The organism is Bradyrhizobium sp. UFLA05-89 (assembly GCF_059803475.1).
Map to the genome: position 1 here is coordinate 1 of NZ_JBANBA010000128.1, position 24915 is coordinate 24915.

Here is a 24915-nt window from a genome sequence, read left to right on the forward strand (position 1 = left end):
TCGATCTCGCGTTGAATCTCCTTCAATATGCGATTCTCACCCAGCTTGGTCCGTGGATTTCTGACTCAGTAAGACTATGGCTCCTTGTTTGAAAGTCATAGAGCTGGCGGAGCATTTCGCCAGCCGTAGTGCGCGTTGCGGACCGCATTGGCTCACAGCTGGTGGTCGAGCCAAAATATGGTGTGGCCAGCGAAGCGCCTCGCGCCAATAAGAGAACCAGATCCGGCGCTTGGGGGGCGGAGGAGACGAAGGACCGTCAGCAAATTCAGGCGCGAGCTGCGGCAGCTCATCGAGAAGCACATCAGCTCGTCGAGCACGTTCGAAGACTACGTCCTCGTCACCGGGGAGCTGGAAGAGACGCGGTACAGGTTGGACCTGGAGGCCGAGAAGTTTCCGGATGAGGAGGTGGACGCCTTCGAATCGTAGCGAGCGCTTCGCGCTAACCAGTAGAGGACAACACCCGCATTGGATCTAGATTGGCCCGGACCGTCGCCATCGCCTTCGAGCGGAGGTGCTGAAACACACTGGAGAAGCTGGCCAAATGCAGGATTTGGGCGTGAATCTGCGACTCGTTGCATTAATCGGTTGAACGAAACGCTCCAATGTGAAGCGAAGACGACGCAAATGTGAAGCCGAGACGACGCGCCCGGGTGAGAACGGAGACTGTTCGTTCGCTTCGCACAGTAGTCGGAGCAACGGCGCCCAAAGCGCTGGCAAAGTCGCCGTGCCGGCCCAGCCCGAACAGGGGCAACGCGGATGGGAGATATAATGTTCGAACGTGATGGTGACTTGATCTCTCAACTTCTGCTTTACGTTGTTCTGTTGCTTATTCTTGCGTCTCTGACGATCGTTGCATGGCAGACTGCGGGATGACCGAAACCGATCGCCGCGAGTTGCTGGAGGCTCTGATCGAGCGCTATCGTGGCGGGCAAATCGGGTTGGGGCGGCAGCGGTGGCCGCTGCGTCATAATCAGTCCATTGCCCCGCAGATCCAATTTTGAGGCCCGTGCTCAATGTCCCCCCCGAACAAGGTCGCGCTCTTCATCGACGGCGCCAATCTCCATGCAACCGCCAAGACACTCAGCTTCGACATCGACTACAAGCGCCTGCTCAAGGAGTTTCAGAGCCGCGGCAATCTGGTGCGCGCCTTTTACTACACCGCCATCATTGAAGATCAGGAGTATTCCACGATCCGCCCACTGATCGACTGGCTAGACTACAATGGCTACACAGTGGTCACCAAGGCAACGAAAGAGTTCATCGACGCCTCGGGCCGCCGCAAGGTCAAGGGCAACATGGATATCGAACTCGCGGTCGATGCCATGGAGCTTGCCGAGCACATCGACCAGATGGTGCTGTTCTCCGGCGACGGCGACTTCCGCTCGCTGGTGGAAGCAGTGCAGCGCCGCGGCGTGCGGGTGACCGTGGTCTCGACCCTTTCAAGTCAACAGCCGATGATCGCCGACGAGTTGCGACGTCAGGCTGACGTCTTCACCGATTTGGCGGAGCTGCGGTCCAAGGTCGGCCGCGATCCGTTGGAACGGTCGACGCCGCGCGATCGCGAGACGCGTCTCAATGCGCGGCAAGTCCCGCTACGCGACAATGATTTCAGGGAAACGGTTTCGAGCGATTAATCGCGATTCAAACTACATCGTACGTAGTCGCCCCCAGTGCGTGGGTAGCGAGCGCTTCGCGCTGATCTTCAGTCAGTTCCCGTCGCCGCGGCTCAGCGCTGGTGGCAGAGCCCGATGCCGAGCTGGTGCGCCTTGGCCCGCAGCGCAGGAATAGACCGTTGTTTGCTTTGGGTGAGGCCTGGCCGGCGCCAAAGAGGGCAAATCGTCCGCGGCGGCGAGCGCTTCGCGTGATCGAAAAGGACAGCCGCGGAATAGCAACCCTTAAGGGGTCCTGCTCACATCGAGTGGCTGCGAGGTGGAGGTGATCCAGACTGAAGCCGAGACGACAAAGCCAGGGGGCAGTGAGACTGTTCGTTTGTTACACGCCGCCTCCGTCGGAGCAACGAGCAAAGGCAACGAATTTGCCGCCGCAAATTTGCCAGTGTGTGTGCGAGGGGCGCCACTGATCTCGGCCGCGACGCTCGCCCCCCTCGCGAGGCAGGGGAGCGGCCCCGCCCTTGTCTCCATGGGCCAGGCCTTTTTATTGCTAGTCGGCACTCTTGAAGGTTCGAGGGCCCAGCAGTTGCGTCAATCCTCGGACGGCGCCTCAATTGGAATGGCAAAGCCCACTTTTACGCGGTCCACTATGACCATCGTCTTGAAGCCCTTAATGTCCGGGTTCGCATAGAAGAAGAGCCGAGTGAACTGCTCATAGTCTTCCATGCTATTCGCGGTGAGGTATAGGACAAAGTCAGCGTCGCCAGTCACGTAAAATCCATTGACGACTTCAGCTGACGATTTGATGGCCTTCTTAAACCTATCGATTATATCTGAACGCTCCCGCTCCAGGGTGACCAGCACAAGCATTTGAATAGGTCTTCCGACGGCCTTCGGCGAGACGATTGAGACGTCGGCCTCGATGATGCCCTCCGAGCGGAGCCTCTTCAGTCGTCGTTGACAAGCGGTAGCAGAAAGCCCGGCCATTTCGCCGAGCACCTCGGAAGTTAGACGGTTGTTCTTTTGCACGATCTCAAGGATGCGGGCGTCTATTCGATCGTATCGCATAATCGGCGCCGCCGGCTGAGGTGAATTTCGCCGCCAAATGCCCGTACTATGCAGAAAATCCTCCGAATGTCCAAAATGCAACGAAATACCTTTTGCCACCATTTAGAGCAGCGGCGAGTCCGTACGGAGGACATCAAGAAAGCCCTCTTGGATGCTCCGACCGCGCTATTCGGCCAAAACCATCACAAAGAAAAACACTCCTAGCTGGCAGCCATGGCAGCGACCGGATTTGGGCGATTATCGCCATACTGCTGCTGGGGTACGATCGAGGAGTAGCCGCAAAACACGATGAGGGTGGCGACCATCTCGTCCGCCTTGTCTTGCCCGAAGCGGTAGTAGAAACGCTGCGCCGCGAGCGCCCTGGCGTCCGGTGAGGATCGCTGCGCCTATGCCGGTGAGAGCCGTTCTTCCCAGCCAGCGTCCAACGCGCAGCTTCGTTTCGACGGCGATTTTTGCTGCGCATCTGACCTGGGTGCCGGCGTTGCAGCGCACCGGCGCCGGGCAGTTCAGCTGGCGATCGCCGGAAGGCTGACGGTTGGATCATCGCCAATGGCGCGATGGTTTCCAGCGTCATGTAACGGGTGCGCTGGACAGCCCATTCATTATTCTGCTCGACTAGGATTCCAATACGCGAGCCTAACTTGCTCGCTGTTCGCAGGCCGCCCTATCCGGGAAAAGAAACCAGGGTTTGATGCTGATCCCTTTGCGAAGCGAATACATGTAGAAGATTGGAAGGTTTGTGGGGAAAAGCGCTCGAAATTCGCTTCCATTGAAGGTGATGAAAATTGAGTCAGGAAACGCACGCTCGACCGCGCGTTTTTCGATCATATTCATCCGGTAATATTCTAATGCGCCCTCTTCACAACTTCCATTTCCACGATACCATTTCATCGCGCTGGCAAGCAGCCGCTGGAACGTCGGCTCCGGTACGATCTCATCAATCAAAGGACTTGTGTTATCCGTTTCCGCGGCCTTCGTGAGGTCGCCCAACCAACAGCTCTCGAAACCGCGTTCGCGGGCGCCATCCGCAACCTCATCAAAATATTGGCGTATGTTCTGTGATGAATGTCCGTTCAATTCCGCATGGGTATCGGTGAAAATCAACTTTAGGGCCGCCCCGGGCGCGTATGTTTTACTGATTCGGCGGGTGAGGGCGGCCAAATAGTTCAGACATTCGAAATCGGGCTTGTCGATGCTGGACCGCGGACCTTTGCCCCAATAGAGCACAAACGGAACGGGATTTCTGGCCGCAATTGATTTGGAAATGCTTCGCAACATTGCAACAGAGTTATCAGGCTGCTCACGCTTAAAGGCCCAGGTATTAAAGGCTTGCAGAACCTTATCTGGCGCGATGTCCTTGGCTCGAGGAGTGACAGGCATCGCAATTTCGATTGATCCTTCAAATCCTCCGTCAACAGCTTTGTTGCCAAAGCGCTGCGGACAAGCCGTTCTTTCAGTGTTGGTTGATGCGCCTTCTTTCGAAGCAACCGTATCCCAGCCCGACATATGAACTCCGAAAGAAAGATCTTTTTGTCGCGGGTTAATAATCGGTTATTTTTCTCAACGTCAACTCGCAAGAGTAGTAGCCTATCTATTAAGGTTAACCTTCCACGCACGGGTGGCCGATCAATGAAGTTAAGACGGCCGAAATATCCGACGGGTAAGCCCTGCCGATAGGGGGCCGTTCTCGGCATGAATTTACAAATCCTAGAGCTGCCAAAGCTGATTACTGAGCGTCGAAGCTCGGCAATTTTCGGCATGGTGATCATCACCATGATGTGGGCGGGAGTTGCTGTAAAATACTTTGGCGATGTTCGGGGGGACGAACGAGAGGCGCATCGGGACGCTCATAACTTTGCGCTGGTATTCGAAGAGAATGTTCTTCGATCAATCGGAGAAATTGATAAGGCACTCTTATACCTGCGACGGAGCATTGAGACCCGGAAAAATTCGGTCAGTTTTAGCGCTATTGCCAATACGACCGACGTGCTGAGCGACATCATCGTCCAAGTCGCCATTATTGACGACAAGGGGATTATGCGCGCGTCGAACAGCGGTCCTCAACCCGCGCCTGCGCTGGATCTCAGCGATCGGGAGCACTTCAAGTTTCATCTGAACAACATCGCGGATCAGCTTTTTATCAGCAAGCCGGTGGTTGGCCGTGCCAGCGGAAAATGGTCCGTGCAATTCACACGGCGCTTCTTGAACAGTGACCAGACGTTCGGCGGCGTCGTCGTGGCCTCGCTCAATCCGGACCATTTGACGAAATTCTACAACAATATCAATTTTGGATCGGCAGCGGCGATCGCCCTGATCGGAAGTGATGGCGTGGTTCGTTCGAGTGGCGGGAGCGCGGTTGGTTACGCACTTGGAGACGATCTTAGCGGAACAGAACTGCTCGACCAAATGCGAGCCGGGGTCGAAACTACATTTGAAAGCATCGATCCTGCCAACAACGAGACGCGTTTGATTACTGTCCGCAACGTCAAGGGCTATCCGTTGTGGGTCAGCGTTAGCTTGAGCAAAAGCCAGATCTTGGAAAGTTCTTGGAACGCGCTCAAGTTGAATTTGTTGGTGGGCACCGTACTTACTTTGCTAGTTCTCATTGCTCTTGAGCAGCTTCTACGGATAGACGCGAAGGCAAGACAAAAAGCGAATCAGCTTGACCTTACGCTCGAGTATATGAACCAGGGAATTATGCTGGTTACATATGACCACCACATTCCGATTATCAATCGTCGATGCGGCGAATTGCTCGATTTGCCCGTAGAGCTCATACAGAACCCACCAAGAGTCAATCAACTCGCCGAATACGAGACACCAACAGGCAAATTGACCGAGGCTTCAGTTCGGATCTTGGCAGATGTTGTCGCAGGAGAACTCGGTGTTAGCGAACGAACGATGCCGGATGGATCAATCATCGAGATTCGCAGGGAAAGTCTCCCCGATGGTGGATTCGTCCAAACCTTCACCGACGTCACGAAAAGATCGCGCGCTGAAGCAGATGCAGTCCGCCTTAGTTCCGAGGATTCACTCACCGGTCTCCCAAACCGGCGGATGTTCCGCTCCATGCTCGACCAGATGAGCCGCCGGCAACCACCGGCAGCAGTAGACAACGGGCAGCCAGCGGCGGAATTCGCTGTCCTATTTCTTGATCTTGATCGTTTTAAAAGTATCAACGATACGCTTGGCCATCAGACCGGCGACTTGCTCTTGCAGGAGATGGCCCGGCGCTTAAAGAGTGCGCTCGGTGCAAACGAGGTGCTGGCACGCCTCGGCGGCGATGAATTCGCAGTTGTTGTGCCAACGGTTGAGTCTCGACCAACGCTTGAGTCCCTGGCGAAAAGTATGATCGAGGCGGCTCAGAAACCCTTTGAGATTGGCGGGCACCGCATCCGTTCCGGAATCAGTATCGGTATCGCCATTGGACCATGCGATGGAGTAAATTGCGACGACCTTTTGATTGCCGCCGATCTGGCGCTATACGCGGTCAAAGCGCAAGGTCGGGGTAGCTATAGATTCTATCATGCTGCAATGAACAGGGAGCTTAGGGAACGACGGCAGCTTGAGATCGATCTGCGCGAGGCTATCGAGCAAAATGAGATGGAATTATATTACCAGCCCATCCTCAATTTGCGGACCAACGTCATAACCGGGTTCGAAGCCCTCGTGCGATGGCGCCATCCGGTCAATGGCATGGTACCGCCGGCAACATTCATCCCGATAGCGGAGGATACCGGCCTCATTCAACCGCTTGGCGAATGGGTGCTGACAGAGGCGTGCCGCTGCGCAGCGCAGTGGCCGAACAATCTTAATATAGCGGTCAATCTTTCTCCGATTCAGTTTTCAGCTTCCAATCTCTCCGAGGTAGTGAGGCGCGCCCTGGCGGAAACCGGACTTCAGCCGCATCGCCTTGAGCTTGAAATTACGGAAGGGGTATTCATGACCAAGAATGAATCTACCTTAGGTACCCTGCGTCAGTTGAAGCAACTCGGCGTTCGTATTTCTCTGGACGACTTCGGTACCGGATATTCCTCTCTCAGTTATCTCCGGAGCTTCCCATTCGACAAAATCAAGATAGATAGGTCGTTTGTTTCTGACCTTGCTGAAGGCACCGAGCACGTTGTGATTGTGCAAGCCGTCGTTAGTATTGCTCGTGCTCTGGGAATGACGACGTTGGCAGAAGGCATCGAAACCGCCGGACAGTACGAATTTCTCGCGGCGCTCGATTGCGACGAAGGGCAAGGCTATTTGTTTAGTCGGCCTGTTCCAACAGCGAAAGTTCCTGAAATGATTGCCAAATGGTCGCCCGGGCGCAAATTTGTCGCCTCTAGAGTTTGAAACCCGCTCGTTTAGCCAGCGACTTTCTGAAGGCAGTATTCTCCAGTTTGTTCACCGGAAATCGGCTTTTTGGTTGGTCGACGAGCCTCGTGAACGAGCAGGAACAGGCCCGATGCAACAACAACTCCGGACCCGATCAGAAGCCAAAGCGTCGGTACGTCGCCCCAAACGAAAAATCCGATCGCAAGGGCCCAGACGAGCGTCAGGTAATAGAACGGCGAGACGGCTGCGGCCGGGGCCAGGTGGAGCGCTTGCGTCCAAAAATATTGTGCCGCGGCGTTTGTAAGACCACTCAGGATCAACATGATTGCGTCAGCCGGCGACGGCATCCGGAATCCAAACAGCAGTAAGAAAGAGTGAAAGAAGGTTACCGTAACCATCTGCCACATCAATAGCGTTTTTGCAGACTCAGTTGCGGTCATTCCGCGAACCGCAACAGTGACGCTGCCGTACATAACCGCGTTTGCCAGCGCAAACAATGCGCCAATCTGCAACGTGTCTGCGCCGGGATTTACCACAACGAGAACCCCGATGAATCCCATTAGGAGCGCGCTCCAGCGCGCGAGCCCGGCGCGCTCGTTAAGCCAGATAAAAGACAGCAATGCCGCCCACAACGATGCAGAAAAATTGATCGCGATCGCTCCTGCAAGGGGCATCAGACTAACGGCGATGACAGTGAACGTCTGCGAGATCGACTGCGACAGCCCGCGCGCAATGTGGGCGCGGGGCCGCCGAGTGTTAAAGACTGACATGCCCGTTGCCGGGAGGATCAGCGCGGCGCAGAGGACAAACGCAGCAGCGGAGCGAAAGAACATAACCTCGCCGACGGGATAGAGAGCGACCTGCCATTTCGATAGTGCGCTGGACAGTGCGAACATCACGCTCGCGGCGATCATGCAATATATGCCTGGAACAACGTCATTCTTCCGCAGGCCGGGAATGGCCAACGGGTTCTGTGGATGGCCGGCGGTGGTCGTAAGATCGCTCGTCATGTGTTTCCATGAAATTTGAAGATTGCTTCAGCGTTTGACGCGTGACTATTGCTCGCGAGCCACTAGCAAAATTTCGTCTCGCTTAGCTTAAGTCTTAAGGAAGTGTTATGGGTAATAGAAACAATTCATGGTTAATTTTCGTGATACATGGTGGCGTCTGAGTGCGGAACGGCCGAGCCAAACATTCCTTTGCCGGCTGCCTGTCCGGGTAATCGCCGAGGAGGTGTCTAAAAGTGTTCGATTTCTTCCAAGGAAATCTGGAGCCCTTGGGGATAGGCTGCCGACACTGAAATCTGAATTCTGTGGGAGCTGGAATCGTGAAAGTTGAGTCCAACGACGCAAGTTCGAGCGAGGTATGTAAAAGTCCCGTCGCTTCACGCTTATGCTTGGACGGAACGTGGTGGATAATCGACGCCAACGATCCAGATCTAGAAGCTCACATGAAGCAGTCGGCTTGCTGTTCTGATGGCGGGACTCGCAATGCCGATACGGATGTCGAGGCGCGGCGGCGAAATGGTACCGAAGGTCATATCCCAAGTCCGTTCCGGCGCAATGGACCGGCGCTCACAAACGACATGCCTTCGCCTACGCCAACAACTCCCTCATTGACCTGAAGGCCGCGATCGTCCTCGATGTCGAGGCAACGCGAGCCATCCCGCAGGCCGACGTCGCGCGCGCGGCGTCGCGCGGCATGATGGTCGGTCGGTTTGCCACGTTTCAAGCGGCAGGCGTCGACCATTGCTTATTTTGATCGAGCAGGGCGAAGATGCGGTCGGTTGATACCGGCCGACCGATAAGATATCCTTGGACTTCATCACAGCTGGTTTGGCGCAAACACTCGAGCTGCTCGGTGGTCTCGACGCCCTCCGCGACCACGCCAATGTGCAGATCCTGCGCCAGCCTGATTATTGATTTTACGACCGCCGCGCTATCTGGCCGTGTCAGCATGTCGCGTATAAAGGACTGATCGATTTTGATGCGGGTGTAGGGCAATTTTAGCAAATAGGTCAGGGATGAAAATCCCGTTCCGAAATCGTCGAGCGCCACCGTCACTCCCAGTTGCAGGAGTGAATTCAGGAGCGATGATGCCGGCCCGTACTTTGAAATTAGCATCGACTCCGTTATTTCGATTTCAAGACGGCTAGGGGCAACTCTGGCCTGCGCCAGGGCCTGCACGATTGTTTGCAGGATGCTGGTGTTATGGAATTGAGCTGCAGAAAAATTCACGGCGACCCTGAGATCAGAGGGCCAGTTCGACAGCGTCGAGCAGGCGCGTCGGACCACCCACTCACCGATCGGGTGGATCAATCCGGTTTCCTCGGCAATTGGAATAAACTCAGCCGGCGAAATGACGCCCCGGACAGGGTGTTGCCAGCGCAGCAAGGCCTCAAAGCCGGTTACTCGATTCTCGCGAATATCAAAGAATGGTTGGTAGACGAGAAAAAGCTCGTCTCTCCCGATCGCCTCCTCCAGATCCCGTTGCAGCGCCCTGCGATCGCGCGCTGATTTGTCGTCGCTGACCTCAAAGAAGCGAACCGTTCCGGGCCCCGCTTTTTTTGCGCGATAGAGCGCAAGGTCAGCATTTTTCAGGAGCTCATGAGGCGTATTGCCGTCGCGCGGGGCCAACACGATTCCGACGCTCGTCGCGCCCGCGATCTCGCATCTTTCGATCAGGAATGGCTCGGCGAAAGCGCCGACGAAGCGCTCCGCGATTTCCAACGCGTCTTCTACTTTGGCCAGGTTCGTCATGATCAGCGCAAATTCGTCCCCGCCGATCCGCGCGACAATATCGGTCTCACGCGCGCATCGCTGCAGTCTCGCCGCGGCCTGAATGAGAAACTCATCTCCTGCGGGGTGGCCGAATTTGTCGTTCACTTCCTTAAAGCGATCGAGATCAAGGAGAAAAACCGCGAATTCCTCGCCCGAGCGAGCCAACCGGTTGAGGGCAGCTTCGAGGCTTTCGTTGAAGGCGAACCGGTTCGGCAACTGGGTGAGGGGATCCCGCCGGACCCTCCTTTCAGCTTCCAATTGAGCAATGGTGCGCTTCGTGAATTCGAAAGAATTGGCAAAAACGCCGCGCAAAAGCACGAAACCATAGGCCACAACAAGGATGGCGACGAGCAGATAGACGAAATCGCCATTTCTGCCAAGGCAGATTGCCGTACCCATAAAAATTGGAGCCGTGAATGCAACCGCCGCCACCGGAATCGTAGCGAAGGCGAATGCTCCGCCCGCGAGCATCCCGGAGCAAAGACATGTGATCACGAGTTGGCCGCCATTCGAGGCGTCGGCGAAGAAAGCCACGGGAACGACCGCCCAGGCGGTCCCAAGAACGAGCGCATTTCGCACCAGCCGATGCATGGCCTGTCGGGAGACGAACTGCGGCTTCATAATCCGTCGTGATAAACGCGCCTTCAAGCCTATCGATAACGCGCCGCAAACCACGGCAGCTGCCCAGATCAGGGCATAGTTTCGGTCGGGCGAGTACCAGAGAGCAATCACGAGCACCGTCGCATTGCAGGCGTTGGCCAGCATTATTCCTAGCGAATAACCAAGCACGAGAGAGATCTGCTCCGCGCGAATGTGCCCTGCGACCGCTTCATCGGTCGCAGGGCCGCCGAAAGCCGCCAGATCCCCCGCGAATAGCTTCGAGAGATACGAGCTCAGATATGTCCTCATCTGGGACCCCCGCAGGACTGTCTCTAACGTTGCCGCCAGTGCTGGAAGGTCGCGGCAAACATTTGAGAAAAGATAAATTCTTGAAGTTCGCCACGATCGGCGCGGCATGGGGTGGCCGAACGTATTATTTAGCGGTGTCTAAGATGGGGCCAAGAGCTGGGCCGCCCCCGTATCCTCTGTAACCGCAAACGCGGGGGCACAGTTCTGTACGTTGCGTACTGATCTATGCTTTTGATCGATCGCCGAATTCAGTTAACCGGCCATGATGGCAGCCTGTGCGCGATCTGAATTAGACGGTGGGCGGTATGAGATCGACCGTGCTCTATGAAGATGAGATGCGCGGACGCATCGCAAGTTACGATCGCATGCGCCGACGAGTTTCTCTATCGATGGCCGCCCGATATCTCGCCGCTTTCCCGCGCGATATCCGATAGAACGAAGCAATGCTGCGGGTTCATCGCAAGAAACGCACGATACGAACGCAGGGGCAGGTCTAATGTCGCCAAGGCCAATAGAGGTGATGTGTGGACAGGACGATCTCCGCATTCCTCTAACTAACCGGTGTTCCATTCCCGAGACCTAAGGTACGAGCGCTGGCGGCAGAAGGCGCTTGAGGCGATGGCCGGCTCTTTCCTCGTCGAGCCAAGGCGGGACTGCTACCCTCGCTCCTACGGAGCAATCGTGGGTGTTTTCATGCGCAATCGTGACCTTGTCTCCGACAGCTTCCTGACACTGACCGCGGTCGGTCTGGTGGTGCTCTGCTCGAGCCTGCTCGCCTTTGCGTTCACTTAAAGCGACCGCGCTCGTTAGTTTCGCCTTGACTATGATCTTTTCGGAAAACAGGTGCCCGGATCACACTCTAACCTTCGCGGGGAGCGGTGAGATGAGCAATTTCAGCCAGGAAAGCGTGCTCAGCGTCCATCACTGGACCGACAATCTCTTCAGCTTCACCACCACGCGGAATCCATCGTTCCGCTTCCGCAGCGGCGAATTCACTATGATCGGGCTCAAGGTCGACGAAAAGCCGCTGATGCGTGCCTACGGCCTCGGCAGCGCCCATTACGAGGACCGTCTGGAATTCTTCTCGATCCAGGAGCCGAACGATCCCTTAACCTCGCGTCTGCAGCATTTGAAGGAGGGTGACAGGATCACCGTGAGCCGCAAGGCGACCGGGACGCTGGTCATCGACAATCTCGAGGATGGGCGCAATCTCTATCTGATCGGCACCGGCGCTGGTATTGCTCCGTTTCTGAGCGTGATCAAGGATCCTGAAACCTATCTACGGTTCGAGAATGTCGTGCTGCTGCATGGCTGCCGCCGCGTCGCCGAGCTCGCCTATGGTGAGATGATCACGGAAAAACTGCCGAGCGACGAGCTGGTCGGCGACTTCGTGCGCCACCAGCTGATCTATTATCCGACCGTGACCCGCGATCCTTTCTGCAACCGCGGCCGGATCACCGACCTGATCGAGTCAGGTAAGCTATTTACGGAAATCGAGCTGCCGGAACTTGAGCCGCAGCATGACCGCGTCATGATCTGTGGCAGCGCCGCCCTGGTGCGTGATACCCGCGAGCTGTTGGTGGAGAGGGGCTTTGTTGAAGGGCAGCCACGGCAAGCCGGCGCAATTCGTGGTCGAAAACGGCGTTTGATCCGTAGCCCTTGATTGTGTGAGATCGAACCGGGGCCTGAACTATCACCGTCGCCCGCCGGTGGCCCTGAAAGGGTGCCTGTTCTTTACCCACGCTTGCAGCCTCGGAAGTTTGGCACCTTTGGCGATCTGGCCGCGCACTTTACTCACGCTGCACCGGCAGGGGCGTCCGCTGTCACGTGCCATGCCGCCGTCGCTATCACTGCCCCTCGTGTCGGGTACTCCCTTAACCGGTCTAGTCGCCCGCGGGCCACGATCAGCAGAAGTCGGAGGTCGAGCACCGCACGCTATTCCGCTATTCGATCTGACTTCACAGCCCGACCCGCTCCAAGTTCTGTTGAGGGCGCGTGCGGCTGGCTGACGGGGGACGCGCCCCGTCGAGATCATGGAGCCGCCTCTTGGTGGAAAGCTCGCGAGCCCCCCTAATCTTCTGATTGTACTCGCCGACCTCCGGATGCGCGCGGCAGCACGCCGTCCACCATAGCAAGGGAAATGGCCGCGGCTTTAGCGAATTGCTCAAGCCAAGATATCGGCGGGCTCAAGCCGACGCGAACTGAAGGACACGGATCTTCCAATGCTCGAGCGTTTGAAACGACGAGGCGGTGTAGAGCGGAGCTAGAATGCAATAACCGGCGAATGGCAGATGGTAGAATTTGTCAATCGGCGTTCAAAATTGACGGGGCGGGGCGCATTGCCTCATCAAGAATGTTACCGGAGAACTGACCGTCAGGATTGGGGCGGCGATACCGAATCGGATCGGTATCGTCGATGGCAGGACGGATCAGCATGGGTGCGCGGCGCGAGATCACGGCAGCAGTGGTAGACCGCTATCGATCGGCAGGGCGGGCAGATAAGGGGCGCATTCTCGACGAGCTTTGCGCAGTGACGGGCTGGCATCGCAAGCACGCGGTTCGGGCGCTTACCATCCATGTTGCAATTTCGCCGGAGGTCCGCCGGCCGCGAAGGCCGACCTATGGCGCTACGATCAAGGATGCGCTGGTGGCGCTAATGGGAGGCCTCGGATCGGATCTGCGGCAAGCGGCTCCGCGTAATGATTCCGACGTTGCTGCCTTCGTTGGAGCGGCATGGCCGGCTTAAGCTCGACCAGGCCGATCGAGCCCTGGTGCTCGGCGTCAGCGCAGCCACGATTGATCGCCTGCTGGTCGAGACCAAAATTGCGGCGGCCGGCGGTAAGCGCCGGCGGGTCGGCTTTTATTCGGCGGTACGGCGTGAAGTTCCGATCCGGACGTTCAACGACTGGCACGATCCGCCGCCGGGGTTCTGCGAGGTCGACATGGTGGCTCATGGCGGCACATCTGTAACTGGCTCGTTCATTCAGACGTTGACAATGGTCGACGTCGCGACGGGTTGGACCGAATGCATGCCGCTGGTGACGCGCGAGAGCGGCCTCGTCGTGCGAGCCATGGAGCGCGCACAGAACCTGTTTCCTTGGCTCATTCGCGGCGCCGACTTCGACAACGACAGGGCGTTTATGAACGATGTCGTCGTGCCCTGGTGTCGCGCGCAAAAGATCGTGGTAACACGCTCGCGCGCCTACAAGAAGAATGATCAGGCTTTCGTCGAGCAGAGAATGGCGCGGTCGTCCGGCGACTTGTGGGATACGGTCGCTTCGACGGCGTCGAGACGACACGCGTGCTGGAACGCTTGTGAGCTGCATCGCGGCTGCACACCAACTTCTTCCAGCCGTCCTTCAAGCTGAAGGACAAGCGACGCGAGGGCGCCAAAGTGATCAAGCGCTATCATGTTCCAGCCACGCCCTATGAACGCGCACTGGCGCATCCGAGGTTGAGCAAGGTCGTCAAAGGGGCGTCCTCGAGAGCTTTATCGCACGCTCGATCCTGTGGCCCTGCTGGCCGAGATGAGAGACGCCCAGGCGAGCTTGGCACGCGCGTCAGCGCCCGAGCGGGCAAGCTCGCGGCAGCAGCCAGCCCACCGGTACCGACAACGAACGCAGCAGCGTTCGCGAAGAGGCTCGGCAATGATGTGCATTTGGGGGAGTTGCGCATCATCCATCGGCGTCTGCACAAGCCATACAAAAAGCGCATGAGAATGCCATCAATGCTCGATCCGCACCTCGCCGACATCGAGCGCTGACTGGCGGCCGAGCCCCGTCTGACCGCGCTGGCAATTCTCGGTCCGGCGCAGCACACCATCGTGCAGCGATTGTTGCGATCGCTCAGACGCAAGGCAGCCGAGACGATCATCCCGCGCACGGCTGAGGGTACGGCACTGGCCGGTGATCCCGGGACCGGGGCCGCCGCTGCGTGTGATGGGCACTCCGCGACTTGCCCAGTCCCTCCGATCCTGCGAGCAATGACGCAACCTCGGACCGGCCGACATTGGGGGCTACATCCGTCAAGCGAAAGTAACATCCTCAGGTGAGGCAATACGCAGGGTAATCTTACGGGGCGATCGCGATTAGACCCTCGACGGCAACGCGCACGATCTCGCTCGAACCCGGATTCCACTACTGCAAGATTTGCATTTGAATCCGTGGGACAGTCTCGGAGGATCTGAGCCTCGTCCACGTCGCGGGAGATGAGCCGATCAGGGCCGAGGCCGAACGCCTTGCTGGAACGCGCCGGCCGGTCCGTCGATTGCTAAGAGGACTTCGGACCCCGACGTGTTTTGCGTCCCACAACGTAGATTTGATCGGTGCCGAATCTTGCGTCTGTATTGCTCGACGAGCTATTGCCTTATGGCCGCATGTGACCGACGCCGTTAGAACTTTGCTCGCTTCCGCTCCCAATGCGAAAGCCCTGTTGCTGCTGCCGCCCCAACTTTGGATACCAATTTTATTGACTATCGCGCCCTTCCACCGGATATTCACGAGCAGCATGATGTGCCGCTCGGGGCCACCCTAATGAGAACGAACGATCGAAGCGTGACGAGCAACATGCAAAATCGCATGTCTCATCGCTGCGTCTCGGCGGCGACCGGCGTCTGTTGTTGATTCGTATCGACAAATCCAAAGCGATCGACAACCAGACAAGGAGCGCCGGAGTTCGGCGATTGAGCACTTATGTCCCAAGCCTATGTCATCGAAGTATCGAATCGAACCGCGGGCATCGTTGTCAGCGAGGAGCGCGGCGTTCGCTTCTTCTCATCCGAACGTGCCTTTGACAGCCTTGACGGCGGTCATTTTGGCTCCGCCCGTGCCGCGGAGCGTGCGGTGAGGGCGCTTATCGAGCAGCGGCGGCAGGTCCGGCACTAAGCAGCCTTGAATTGGACCCATCAAGCATCGTTGCAATATCATTGAGGAGAGTCGGATGATTACCCGTAGCCGCTGGTGTAGATGGATTGCTGCGTCGTTGGTCGGCGCGGTTGTTTTCATCTCAACGGCTGCCTCTGCCGGTCCAACACTCGACAGCATCAAGTCGCGTGGTCTTATCAAGGTCGGGGTCGGCACCACGCCCGGGTTTTTCGCGCCAGACAGTAGTGGCCGGTGGCAGGGCTTCTTCATCGACTATGGACGCGCCTTGGCGATCGCGGTCTTTGGTGACGCAGACAAGGTGGAGTTCACGAGCTCGTCGCCGCAACAGCGTCTGCCGGCGCTCCAATCTGGCGAATTCGATGTCCTGCTGTCCGGCGTGACTGTTACGATTACACGCGCGTTCAAGCTCGGGTTCCATTTTGGGCCGACCATCTTCTATGACGGGCAGGGGATTCTGGTCCGCAAAGACGTCGGCGTGACGTCGGCATCTCAGCTCGACGGCGCCACGATCGGCATTCAGAGCGGTACAACAGGCGAGCTCAACATCGCAGATTTCTTCCGAAAGAGTCAGCATAAGTTCACTCCGGTCACGATCGAGGACACCAGCGAATTCGTTTCTGCCCTTCAGTCCGGCCGCGTGGACGCGATCACGCAGGACTCGTCAGATCTGGGCGCAAAGCTCACCCAGCTGGAGAAGCCGAATGACTACGTCCTGCTACCGGAGCGACTATCGAAGGAGCCACTGGCGCCGGCGGTGGCCAGTGGGGACGACCGCTGGCTTGAGATCGTCAATTGGACCGTGAATGCGACCATTCAGGCCGAGGAATGGGGCATCACCTCCCAGAACATCGACAGCTTCCTGAAGTCGGACGATCCAGCCATCCAACGTTTTCTGGGTGTCGATCCCTCACTGGCGCAGGCAATCGGGCTCGATCCGAAATGGGCCTACAACATCATCAAGACGGTCGGCAATTATGGCGAGATCTTCGATCGCCATCTCAAGCCGCTCGGCTGGGAGCGCGGCTATAACAGGCTGTGGACCAGCGGCGGCCTATTATATTCTCCGCCGTTCCGCTGACATGCGTCACTCATGAGCGCTGCGCCCGAAACATCGCGCGCGGCGAAGAAACCGGGCATGCAGCGCCAGGTCTCGGGCTGGTTGGGTCCAAGGCCGGGGTTGCAGCTCGTGATCGTGGCGGGCGTCCTCGCTGTCGTCATCCTGCTCGGAGCTAACATCGCGACCACCATGGCGCGGATCGGGGTGACACCGGGCTTCGACTTCCTGGAACGCGCGGCCAATTTTGAGATCGGGGAGGGCATGATTGCCTTCCGTGCCGGCGATAGCTATGCGCGGGCCATCGTGGTCGGTCTCTTGAATACGGCCAAGATCTCGTTGCTGGGCTGCTGTCTGGCGACGATCCTTGGTGTCTCGCTCGGTATGATGCGGCTTTCGGGCAACCTGATGCTATCTGGTCTTGTGCGCTGGTATGTCGAGATTGTACGCAACACCCCGCTGTTGTTGCAGCTGTTCTTCTGGATCGCTCTCGCCCACGCCCTGCCGCCGCCGCGTCGCGCCATCACCTTGCTTGATGCCGTCTTCCTGACAAACCGCGGTGTGTACGTGCCGGGCATCGTCATAAGCGATCTCTCGGTCGGAGCGATGCTGGTTGCGCCCGCTGTGTTCGGGGGCTGGATTTGGCTCTTTCGGCGCGGCTGGAGCCAGAAGCGGGCAGGTCTGCAGGCTCCGCTGCCGGCCTCCGCCTTGAGCATTCTTTCGATCGGTGCGGTGCTCGCAGTAGGCGGCACAAAAATTGGTATCGAAGTGCCGGCGATCAGCGGTTTCAACATTCGAGGCGGCTTCAGCCTGACGCCCGAATTTGCCGCGCTCCTGGTCGGACTAACCGTGAAATTTTCTTCGATCATTGCGGAGATCGTCCGCGCCGGCATCCTATCGGTCAGCCGGGAACAATGGGACGCTGCAAGTGCCCTGGGACTTCATCGCGGCAAGGTCATTCGGCTGGTCGTCCTGCCACAAGCCTTGCGCGTCATCACGCCATTGACGACCTCGAACTATCTCGATCTCGTCAAGGACTCCAGTCTCGCTGTCGCGATCGGCTATCCGGATCTCATGAACATCGTCAACACCACCGCCAATACGACTGGGCAGGCGTTCGAAGCGCTGCTGATCGTCGTAGTGCTCTATCTCGCCCTGAACCTCGCCGTCTCGGCGTTGATGAATCTCTACAACCGCAGGGTCGCGTTGCGCGGGGAGCGGACGGCGTGACGGCGATCGAGGCTGGAAGGCTGCGTCCAAGACGTCAGGAGCGGCTCTGGCTACGACTGCGGACGGGTCTGTTCGGGACCTGGCTGAATTCAGCCATCACGGTGATCGTAGGCCTGCTCGTCTTGTGGCTTCTGCCGCCACTGCTCCGCTGGCTGGTGCTTGACGCGACCTGGCACGGAACTTCGGTGGACTGCCTGGCGCATGACGGCGCGTGCTGGGCATTCGTCGCAGCCAAGCTGCGCTTCATCATCTTCGCGTTTTATCCGGTCCAACTCGTGTGGCGCCCGGCACTTGTGTGTCTCCTGCTCGCTGCCTTAGTGGCCGTTACCGCCATGCCGCGCTTCTGGCGGCGCGGGCTCGTGCTCGTCTGGCCGGTCGTCATTGTCCTGTGTGGGCTATTGATGGCCGGCGTACCTGGGCAGTCGCCGATTTCATCGAATCAGTGGGGCGGGCTGCCTGTAACCCTGCTGGTCTGGGCGGTCTGCTTTGCCGTGTCGGTGCCGTTGGCGATCCTGCTGTCGCTGGCGCGGCGATCCAGGATGCGTGCGCTGCGGTGGCTTGCGATCGGCTACATCGAGTTCATGCGAGCGATACCGATGGTCGCAATCCTGTATTTTGCCACGCTAATTTTGCCCATGGCGCTGCCGGCGGGGCTCTCCACCGACAAGATGCCGCGCGCGATGATCATGATTTCGCTGTTCTGGACGGCCTATATCGCCGAGGTGATGCGCGGCGGTCTGCAGGCCGTTCCGATCGGTCAGGAGGAGGCCGCAATCTCGCTTGGATTGGGTTATTGGCGGGCGATGCGGCTGGTCATCCTGCCACAGGCCGTGCGTATGGTGGTCCCGGGTCTGGTCAACCAGGCCATCGGCTTCCTGCTCGCGACGTCCTTGCTTGCCGTCATCGGCATCGTCGACATCCTCAACGCAGCCAAGGCGGCAGCGACCGATCCGAACTGGCTTGGATTTTACAAGGAGGCATTTCTGGTCGTGGCCATGCTCTATTTCGCGATCGGATATAGCGGCTCGCGTTACAGCCTCTGGCTCGAGCGGCGCCTTGGTCGCTCCGATCCACATTGAGGCTTGCGGATCTACGTGACCGTGGTGCCGATTCGCCAGTCGAAGGGCGAGGCGCGGTTGGTTGCCATCGACGTGATCGAAGCGCGCGATCGTCTGAGCGCTCGCGCGCGGTAGGCAGGGATTGCGGGTCACAGGACGAATCGCCAGGTCGACTGATGTGGCCCTGCGGGCACTGTATCCTGGCGGACTACCAGGAAGCGACAAGCGACCTGGATCCGCTTTGGCCTAAGCCTGCTTGGTCAGGATTACGTGCCGAGCACCGCGCCGATCTCCAGCAATCGCTGGCGAGCCGCACCGTCCTCGCTGTGCCGGTAGGGTCCAGAAACACGAATTTGATGTGGCGTCGCTCCGGTTACCGCCTTCAGAAAGCGACGCAAGCTGCGCGCGTCGGAATTCGGCGATCGATTCGACGCTATCGTCGGTGCTCTGGAGCTTGCGAATGGCCGCCGTCACGAGTTTGCGCTCGCGCGATTGGCGGAAGCCACCTTCGGCTAGGAAGCGGCGTCCCATCGTCGAGGGGCTGACGCCTGCCCGCTGGGCAAGATCCTTCAGGTGAACAGGGCTCGGATCGTGCAAATCCTTACGCATGTGCAACAAGCTACTTTCATGCTCGATGAAGTCGAGCCACAAGCGGAAGCACTCCCAATGCGGATTGGCGCCGGCGCGATTGGCGGTGCGGCGGCCGAGCAAGGCGCGGGGGACCCGCATTCCGGTGACCGGGCCCAGTGGCCAATCGAAGCGCCAGAGATATACGAGCACGCGGTAGTCGCGGAAAGGGCGAGACATTGTGATGATTCCCAAACCAGCCGAGAACGCCACACAGTTCACTAGAGCCGTCGCAAGGCCCGCTCCGAACAGTTCTAGACGTGGCAGGCCGAGTTTACCGCAGATCAAGAGATAGGCTAGCAGTGCATTGATGGGTATGGCCGCGAGCGTGATCCACAGGACCAGCGCTGGCCTGTTGAGCGCGACCGTGAAACTGCGGATAACCGAGAAGCACAGTGCGGGCAAGATGCCACAGGCAAGTCCCAACATATATTGCTGAGCAAGCTATGCCGTAGCTGGCGCTTGGCCAAGCGCAAGCACGATTCTTTCGCCCCGCGCCAACAAGCCCATCATTGAGACCCACAGGACAAGCGCGGCCCAGAGACCCATGCGCAGCGAGCGCCTCACAAGGTCCGGGTTGCTAGTTAGCCCCAAAGGCTTCCGCGGCAAGCGGTCCCACCGCAGACAGAACGCCAAACCCGAAGGTGAAGCGGACGGACAAGAGCGTGCCGACGAGCGCGACTGCGGCAACTGCCTCGGTGCCGAGCCTTCCGATCAAGGCAAGATCGGTCGTCATTATCGCGACCTGCCCAAGCTGTGTCAGCACCAATGGCACCGCGAGTTTCGCGGTTTCCCGGAGTTCGGCAGTGAGGTGATGATCAGCTACCCATTTCGGCAGTCGGCCACGCCACGATGATATGGGTTGTGTTTCGGCTTTCTTTTCCACGAAGTCAGGCTGCTCCGTTCTGCCTCGTCAAACGAAATCGATTTTTGCTCCGCTGAGAGGCGTTTCTCGCGTGGCAAGGTCGAGCCTCATACCCATCGCACGATATTCTCTCTCGGGGCAAAAGTGGCGATCGTCGCTATCGCCGTCCGTCTGTTGTTTCGAGCTGCGTCTGGTTCAAGACATCGATGTCCCAGGCGCGACAGTAAGAAAGGAAGTATTCCGGCAGCGCAGCGAAAGGCGATTGGGCTTTCACGAAAAGCTCGCAAAATAAGATTGGCACGTCGGTTGCTTGAGATGCTGGGCTAATCCGTTACGACACCATCCGTCTAAGAGTTCAGATGCAACTTGCTCGATCAATCAAAATCAGTGCCATTCTGATGCCGTCACTCCTGTCAGTTGTGCGCCGGCCACGAGGACGACACTCATCTCCGGTTGCTGCGGGTTCTGGACCAGGACAGCGCTGCACCTGCAATTGGACGGACTGGTGCAAGTCAAGAGCGACTGCGTACCACGTTCGACAAGTGCGGGCAGATCGGTCCGGCGCACGTCAGGCGGCAGCGCGTCAGACTGCAGCCGAAGCTGGGAGATGTAGCAGCTGCGGGTGCGGAGCCAATGTTGTCAATGCAAACAGGCGGCGTGACGCCGTCGGTGGTTGCTCCATAGCGATGAGGCTGTTTCGGCCGAGGTTTTGATCTTCTGAACGAAAAGAGGGCATCATGGCGAATACCAGTAGCGCGGCCGGAAAGGGCGCGGGTGTACCTGCCGCTCGCGGGACGATTTTGGTTTGGTCTGATTATCCATTCCGTGATTGAAGGAGGGTGCTATGCAGCAAACCATCGACGGCAAGATCGGACTGGATGGGACTTCGGGCGACATCCGGAAAACCGCGAGTTCGTTTTTGAAGTTCCGCGGGATAGATCATATAGCCATTGCCGTGCTCGATCTTGAGGCGTCAATTCTCTTCTTTCAGGACGTGCTGGGTTTCGAGTTGAAAGGCCGTTCTCACATCAAGGGGGAGGCGACAGGCATGCTTTATGCTAACCTCGAGAGCGGTGGTATCAGGTTTGTTTTGTGTCAGGGCACTGAGCCAACCTCTCAGGTCTCAGAGCTGGTGCGACGTAACGGTGTTGGAGTTGCTCACATTGCTCTTGAGGTCGACGACGTGGATGCTGCTGTGCAGACCCTAAAGTCCCGCGGTCTGGCATTTGATACGAATGTGATTCGTGGTCCTGGACTGGCGCAGACCTTCTCGAGTCGCTCCATTGAAACGGGGCTTAGCTTTGAATTCATTCACCGAGATGGAGAGAGTGGCCTCCTCGAATCGAATGTTCAGCAGCTTTTTAGCCAGCTTGAACAGTCGGGCAAATATTGACGGAAGAGGCAGGACCTCCGGTCGTGCGCGTGCTCCAACATCTCCATCGCCTAGCCCCTCTTTCAAGGCTGCCTAATAGGTACCCGGCTGCAAAGTTCAGCGATCACATGCTTGAGCGTGCTGTCGTGTCCCTCTTTCTCAGCTTTCACACTTGCGTCTGCGGGCCCATTCGCCGGTCGGCTCGGCTGGAGTGTGAAGATAGCGCATGGATCTTCCCCGTTGCACGCCGGCACGCGTTTTGGCCGCGGAATTGGGCTCGTCGCGGTAACATCCGGCGTGTCGCAAGTGTTGAAGAGCTAGCGACCTCGCTGAATGCTCAAGTGGTGGACTGGCTATTTTCTGTTTTTAATCCGTTCGCATTGCCAGCAGATGTGTTTGGGCGAGTTCGTCAAGGCGCTTTCAAGTGCCACGACGGCCCGTTGGCGCGGTGTGCGGGAACAGCGGCAACCTCTTGGGCGCTGTTGGCTCAAGACACCGAATATGCCGGCACCCATCGCATCGATGGTGGTGCGGACACCAGTGACCGGGTTGTTCAACCCCACGTCTTGATTACGCCCACCGATACGGCGGCAACTCTTAACCTCAAATGCTGCGAGGCTGAAGTTGAGGGATTGCGCGAGCTTCTGACCGTTTTGGCGCGTGGAGAGGAGCTCAGTGCCTGTTCGCAGGCGCTAGTACGTCGACGCGAGTTTCCCGGATATCGACGTCCGGATGCGGTGAGCTGCCTGCGGGGGGATCGATCCGCGCAAGATCTGTCAGCGACGACGCCCGCCCTGGACTTTGGGCCGTATCATTCCAGCCGGTCATGTCTGTCCAAGGCTGTTGTGGGCGATGACGTTGTCGCAATCAGGTGCTTGGAGGTGTCGTCTAGCCGCTCGGGCTTGTCGGGGGCTCTCTCCTTGAAATCGGTCATTGGCGTGTGGCGACAGGTACGGAGGATGTCGGTGTTTGGTTCGGCGGCTCAGATGGTCGGCCTGTGGACGCGCGGGCAATCGCGAGGCATTCCGGCATGGATATAGGCCGCCGCCTCCCCCCCTTAACCGAAGCTGAGGCGCGGTGCACAACAGTTGCCCGTGAATTGTTGGCATCTCGTGAAGAGTTCTGGCGACAGCGACTAGAGCAGTTCAGGATAGTTCAGCTTCCGTTTTCGTCGTCGTTAGAAGGCAAGACTCCGGCGCCGTGGCAGTCGAGTGCTTGGCTCATGCCGAGTGCGTTGGCTGAGCTCCCCCCCAGTGATCGTACAGAACATTTGTTAACGGCCTGGTTGATCTATCTCGCCCGCACTACGGGGGAATCAGAACTTCAATTGGGATGGTCTGCCGCGCCGCATGGATCGCGAGCCGGCGGGAAGGCCGTGGAAGTCCTTCTCGCGACCGCCGTGCCAATGGTGGTTGCTATAGATCTAAGTGGTGACTTTGCGCAGGCGCGCAGAGCGGTGGCGACCGAATGCGTTCAGCTGAGAGAGAACGACAGCTTTGCCTGGGATCTTGTCACGCACTGCCCCACGTTGCGGAGTGCAGAAGTGCTGCGATCGCGGCGCCCCTGGCCGATTGGCGTTACAGTTACGGAAGAGAGCTGTTCTGCTGCTGAACATTCAGCTTCGAGCCCCAATTCTGAGATAGCTCGCTCCGGTGAGTTGCTGACGCTCGAGATTTGCGCTCTCGATGGGCGCTTCCGATGGCACTTTGACAGTAGTCGCTTTGCTCCCAAGCAGATCGACTGTATGACGCAGCATTTGCACAATCTGTTGCGTGCTGTGATGGTTGATGCGCAGCAGCCGGTGGCGCGCATCGGGCTGCTATCGTCCGATGAGCGCAGCTACCTCTTGGAGAAGCTGAACCGGACGGCGGCGCCTTATCCTTCGGACCGGTGTATCCATGAGCTGTTCGAGGCGCAGGTCCGAAAGACGCCGGGTGCGGTAGCCGTGGTCCATGCTGACGCGCGCTTAACCTATGGCGAGCTCAATACTCGGGCGAACCGGCTCGCGCATCATCTGATCGCGCTTGGGGTGAAGCCGGGTGATCGCGTCGGGATAGTGCTTGATCGATGCATTTCTCTTGTTGTCGCACAACTGGCAGTTCTGAAGGCGGGCGGGGTCTATGTACCGATTGATCGCGGCGTTCCAGTTGGGCGACAAAGCTGGATTATGACCGACTGTGCTGTGCGTCTAGTCCTCGTAGGTGACGAGAATGAGGGCCGGCTTGAGGTCGCGATTCCTATCTTGGCCATTGAGCCAATTATGGCTGGAACAGGGCGTAGTACCGATCCTGGCCTGGCATTGACCGCCGAGGCTCCGGCTTACGTGATGTACACCTCCGGGTCGACCGGCCTTCCGAAGGCGGTGGTTGTTCCTCATCGTGCTGTCAACCGTCTCGTCATCAACAATGGCTATGCGGAGTTCACCTCGAGTGATCGCGTGGCCTGGGTAGGCAATCCCGCCTTTAGTATCAGCACCCTGGAAGTCTGGGCGCCACTGCTACACGGTTCGCGCGTAGTTGTGATTCCACACACAGCTGTGCTGCAACCGGATGTGCTGCGGACTCTGCTTCGGCGGCACCGCATCACCGTCCTGCATTTGACCGCCGGGTTGTTCGGCCAGAGCGTTGATGAGTTAGGCCCGGTGCTAGCGAGTTTGCGATTTCTACTAGTTGGTGGTGGCGCGGTCGACGTGGCGGCCGTAGCACGGGTTTTGAGCCGAAGCCGACCGCAACATCTCTTGCACTGCTACGGTTCAACCGAGACGTCGGCCTTTGCGACGGTCTACGAGATCACCGCCATTGATCAGACAGTCCGCCGACTACCTATCGGCCGTCCGATCGCGAACACGCAGGTATATCTGCTTGACGGTCATGGTGCGCCGGTTCCGTTTGGCGCGGTGGGCGAGCTCTATATCGGCGGGGCGGGAGTGGCGCGCGGCTATCTGAACCGGCCCGAGCTGACGGCGGAGCGATTCATCGCCAGTCCCTTTGTCGACGGCGACCGGCTGTACCGCACTGGCGACCTGGCGCGCTATCTGCCGGACGGCAATCTTGAGTTTTTGGGCCGCAATGACGATCAGGTGAAGATCCGCGGCTTCCGCATCGAGCCCGGCGAGATCGCGGCGCGGCTCGCCGAG

The 24915-nt window shown here is 58.2% G+C and carries 19 protein-coding genes and 1 pseudogene; 13 read left to right on the forward strand and 7 right to left on the reverse strand.

Annotated elements, in window-relative coordinates; genetic code table 11:
* Positions 1 to 177: 177 nt before the first annotated feature.
* From SO139_RS39550 to SO139_RS39560, 3 genes are all read left to right on the forward strand, one after another.
* Positions 178 to 426, forward strand: a complete 249-nt coding sequence (locus tag SO139_RS39550) for a hypothetical protein (protein ID WP_498541723.1) — start codon at positions 178 to 180, stop codon at positions 424 to 426.
* A 443-nt stretch (positions 427 to 869) separates the two neighbouring features.
* Positions 870 to 1001 carry a hypothetical protein gene (locus SO139_RS39555; RefSeq protein ID WP_498541724.1) on the forward strand — a complete coding sequence of 44 codons (132 nt, stop codon included), beginning with the start codon at positions 870 to 872 and terminating at the stop codon, positions 999 to 1001.
* A 12-nt stretch (positions 1002 to 1013) separates the two neighbouring features.
* Positions 1014 to 1634: a LabA-like NYN domain-containing protein gene (locus SO139_RS39560; RefSeq protein ID WP_498541725.1), complete on the forward strand. Its 621-nt coding sequence runs from the start codon at positions 1014 to 1016 to the stop codon at positions 1632 to 1634.
* Between the two features lie 567 nt (positions 1635 to 2201).
* On the opposite strand, the gene SO139_RS39565 is transcribed toward SO139_RS39560, so the two are convergent.
* Positions 2202 to 2678 carry an Lrp/AsnC family transcriptional regulator gene (locus SO139_RS39565; RefSeq protein WP_498541741.1) on the reverse strand — a complete coding sequence of 159 codons (477 nt, stop codon included), beginning with the start codon at positions 2676 to 2678 and terminating at the stop codon, positions 2202 to 2204.
* A gap of 636 nt (positions 2679 to 3314) precedes the next feature.
* The gene (locus SO139_RS39570) at positions 3315 to 4184 is read right to left on the reverse strand and encodes a hypothetical protein (RefSeq protein ID WP_498541726.1); all 870 of its coding nucleotides are present in this window, start codon (positions 4182 to 4184) and stop codon (positions 3315 to 3317) included.
* Between the two features lie 186 nt (positions 4185 to 4370).
* Between SO139_RS39570 and SO139_RS39575 the strand changes: the two genes are divergently transcribed.
* Positions 4371 to 7019, forward strand: coding sequence for a bifunctional diguanylate cyclase/phosphodiesterase (locus tag SO139_RS39575; protein ID WP_498541727.1), 2649 nt, complete (start codon positions 4371 to 4373; stop codon positions 7017 to 7019).
* An 11-nt stretch (positions 7020 to 7030) separates the two neighbouring features.
* Here the strand turns inward: SO139_RS39575 and SO139_RS39580 are convergent, their stop codons facing one another.
* Together SO139_RS39580 and SO139_RS39585 are read right to left on the reverse strand one after the other, a co-directional pair.
* Positions 7031 to 8011 (reverse strand): DMT family transporter, encoded by a 981-nt coding sequence (locus SO139_RS39580; RefSeq protein ID WP_498541728.1) that lies wholly within the window; start codon positions 8009 to 8011, stop codon positions 7031 to 7033.
* Positions 8012 to 8728: 717 nt separating this feature from the next.
* Entirely contained in the window at positions 8729 to 10690 is a 1962-nt protein-coding gene (locus SO139_RS39585) for a putative bifunctional diguanylate cyclase/phosphodiesterase (RefSeq protein WP_498541729.1), read from the reverse strand.
* 883 nt (positions 10691 to 11573) lie between these two features.
* Between SO139_RS39585 and SO139_RS39590 the strand changes: the two are divergent.
* Positions 11574 to 12339: pseudogene (locus tag SO139_RS39590) on the forward strand (ferredoxin--NADP reductase).
* Between the two features lie 1122 nt (positions 12340 to 13461).
* Positions 13462 to 14058, forward strand: coding sequence for an integrase catalytic domain-containing protein (locus tag SO139_RS39595; RefSeq protein ID WP_498541730.1), 597 nt, complete (start codon positions 13462 to 13464; stop codon positions 14056 to 14058).
* 356 nt (positions 14059 to 14414) lie between these two features.
* Here the strand turns inward: SO139_RS39595 and SO139_RS39600 are convergent, their stop codons facing one another.
* Positions 14415 to 14636: a hypothetical protein gene (locus SO139_RS39600; protein ID WP_498541731.1), complete on the reverse strand. Its 222-nt coding sequence runs from the start codon at positions 14634 to 14636 to the stop codon at positions 14415 to 14417.
* Positions 14637 to 15381: 745 nt separating this feature from the next.
* On the opposite strand from SO139_RS39600, the gene SO139_RS39605 reads away from it, so the two are divergent.
* The 4 genes from SO139_RS39605 to SO139_RS39620 are packed head-to-tail and all read left to right on the forward strand — an operon-like array spanning position 15382 to position 18936.
* Complete coding sequence (locus tag SO139_RS39605; RefSeq protein WP_498541732.1) at positions 15382 to 15573, forward strand: hypothetical protein; 192 nt, start codon at positions 15382 to 15384, stop codon at positions 15571 to 15573.
* Between the two features lie 55 nt (positions 15574 to 15628).
* Positions 15629 to 16651 (forward strand): amino acid ABC transporter substrate-binding protein, encoded by a 1023-nt coding sequence (locus SO139_RS39610; RefSeq protein WP_498541733.1) that lies wholly within the window; start codon positions 15629 to 15631, stop codon positions 16649 to 16651.
* A gap of 12 nt (positions 16652 to 16663) precedes the next feature.
* A complete protein-coding gene (locus SO139_RS39615; RefSeq protein WP_498541734.1) occupies positions 16664 to 17857 on the forward strand; it encodes an amino acid ABC transporter permease in 1194 nt (397 codons plus the stop codon).
* Positions 17854 to 18936, forward strand: coding sequence for an amino acid ABC transporter permease (locus SO139_RS39620; RefSeq protein ID WP_498541735.1), 1083 nt, complete (start codon positions 17854 to 17856; stop codon positions 18934 to 18936). The genes SO139_RS39615 and SO139_RS39620 overlap by 4 nt, the downstream gene beginning before the upstream one ends.
* Before the next feature lie 225 nt (positions 18937 to 19161).
* Here the strand turns inward: SO139_RS39620 and SO139_RS39625 are convergent, their stop codons facing one another.
* Together SO139_RS39625 and SO139_RS39630 are read right to left on the reverse strand one after the other, a co-directional pair.
* Positions 19162 to 19971, reverse strand: a complete 810-nt coding sequence (locus SO139_RS39625; RefSeq protein ID WP_498541736.1) for a helix-turn-helix domain-containing protein — start codon at positions 19969 to 19971, stop codon at positions 19162 to 19164.
* 151 nt (positions 19972 to 20122) lie between these two features.
* The gene (locus SO139_RS39630) at positions 20123 to 20428 is read right to left on the reverse strand and encodes an MATE family efflux transporter (protein ID WP_498541737.1); all 306 of its coding nucleotides are present in this window, start codon (positions 20426 to 20428) and stop codon (positions 20123 to 20125) included.
* Between the two features lie 823 nt (positions 20429 to 21251).
* On the opposite strand from SO139_RS39630, the gene SO139_RS39635 reads away from it, so the two are divergent.
* From SO139_RS39635 to SO139_RS39645, 3 genes are all read left to right on the forward strand, one after another.
* A complete protein-coding gene (locus SO139_RS39635) occupies positions 21252 to 21800 on the forward strand; it encodes a VOC family protein (RefSeq protein ID WP_498541738.1) in 549 nt (182 codons plus the stop codon).
* Positions 21801 to 21907: 107 nt separating this feature from the next.
* Positions 21908 to 22819: a formyltransferase family protein gene (locus SO139_RS39640; RefSeq protein WP_498541739.1), complete on the forward strand. Its 912-nt coding sequence runs from the start codon at positions 21908 to 21910 to the stop codon at positions 22817 to 22819.
* A 335-nt stretch (positions 22820 to 23154) separates the two neighbouring features.
* The coding region (locus SO139_RS39645; protein ID WP_498541740.1) for a non-ribosomal peptide synthetase at positions 23155 to 24915 on the forward strand (1761 nt) is incomplete at its 3' end.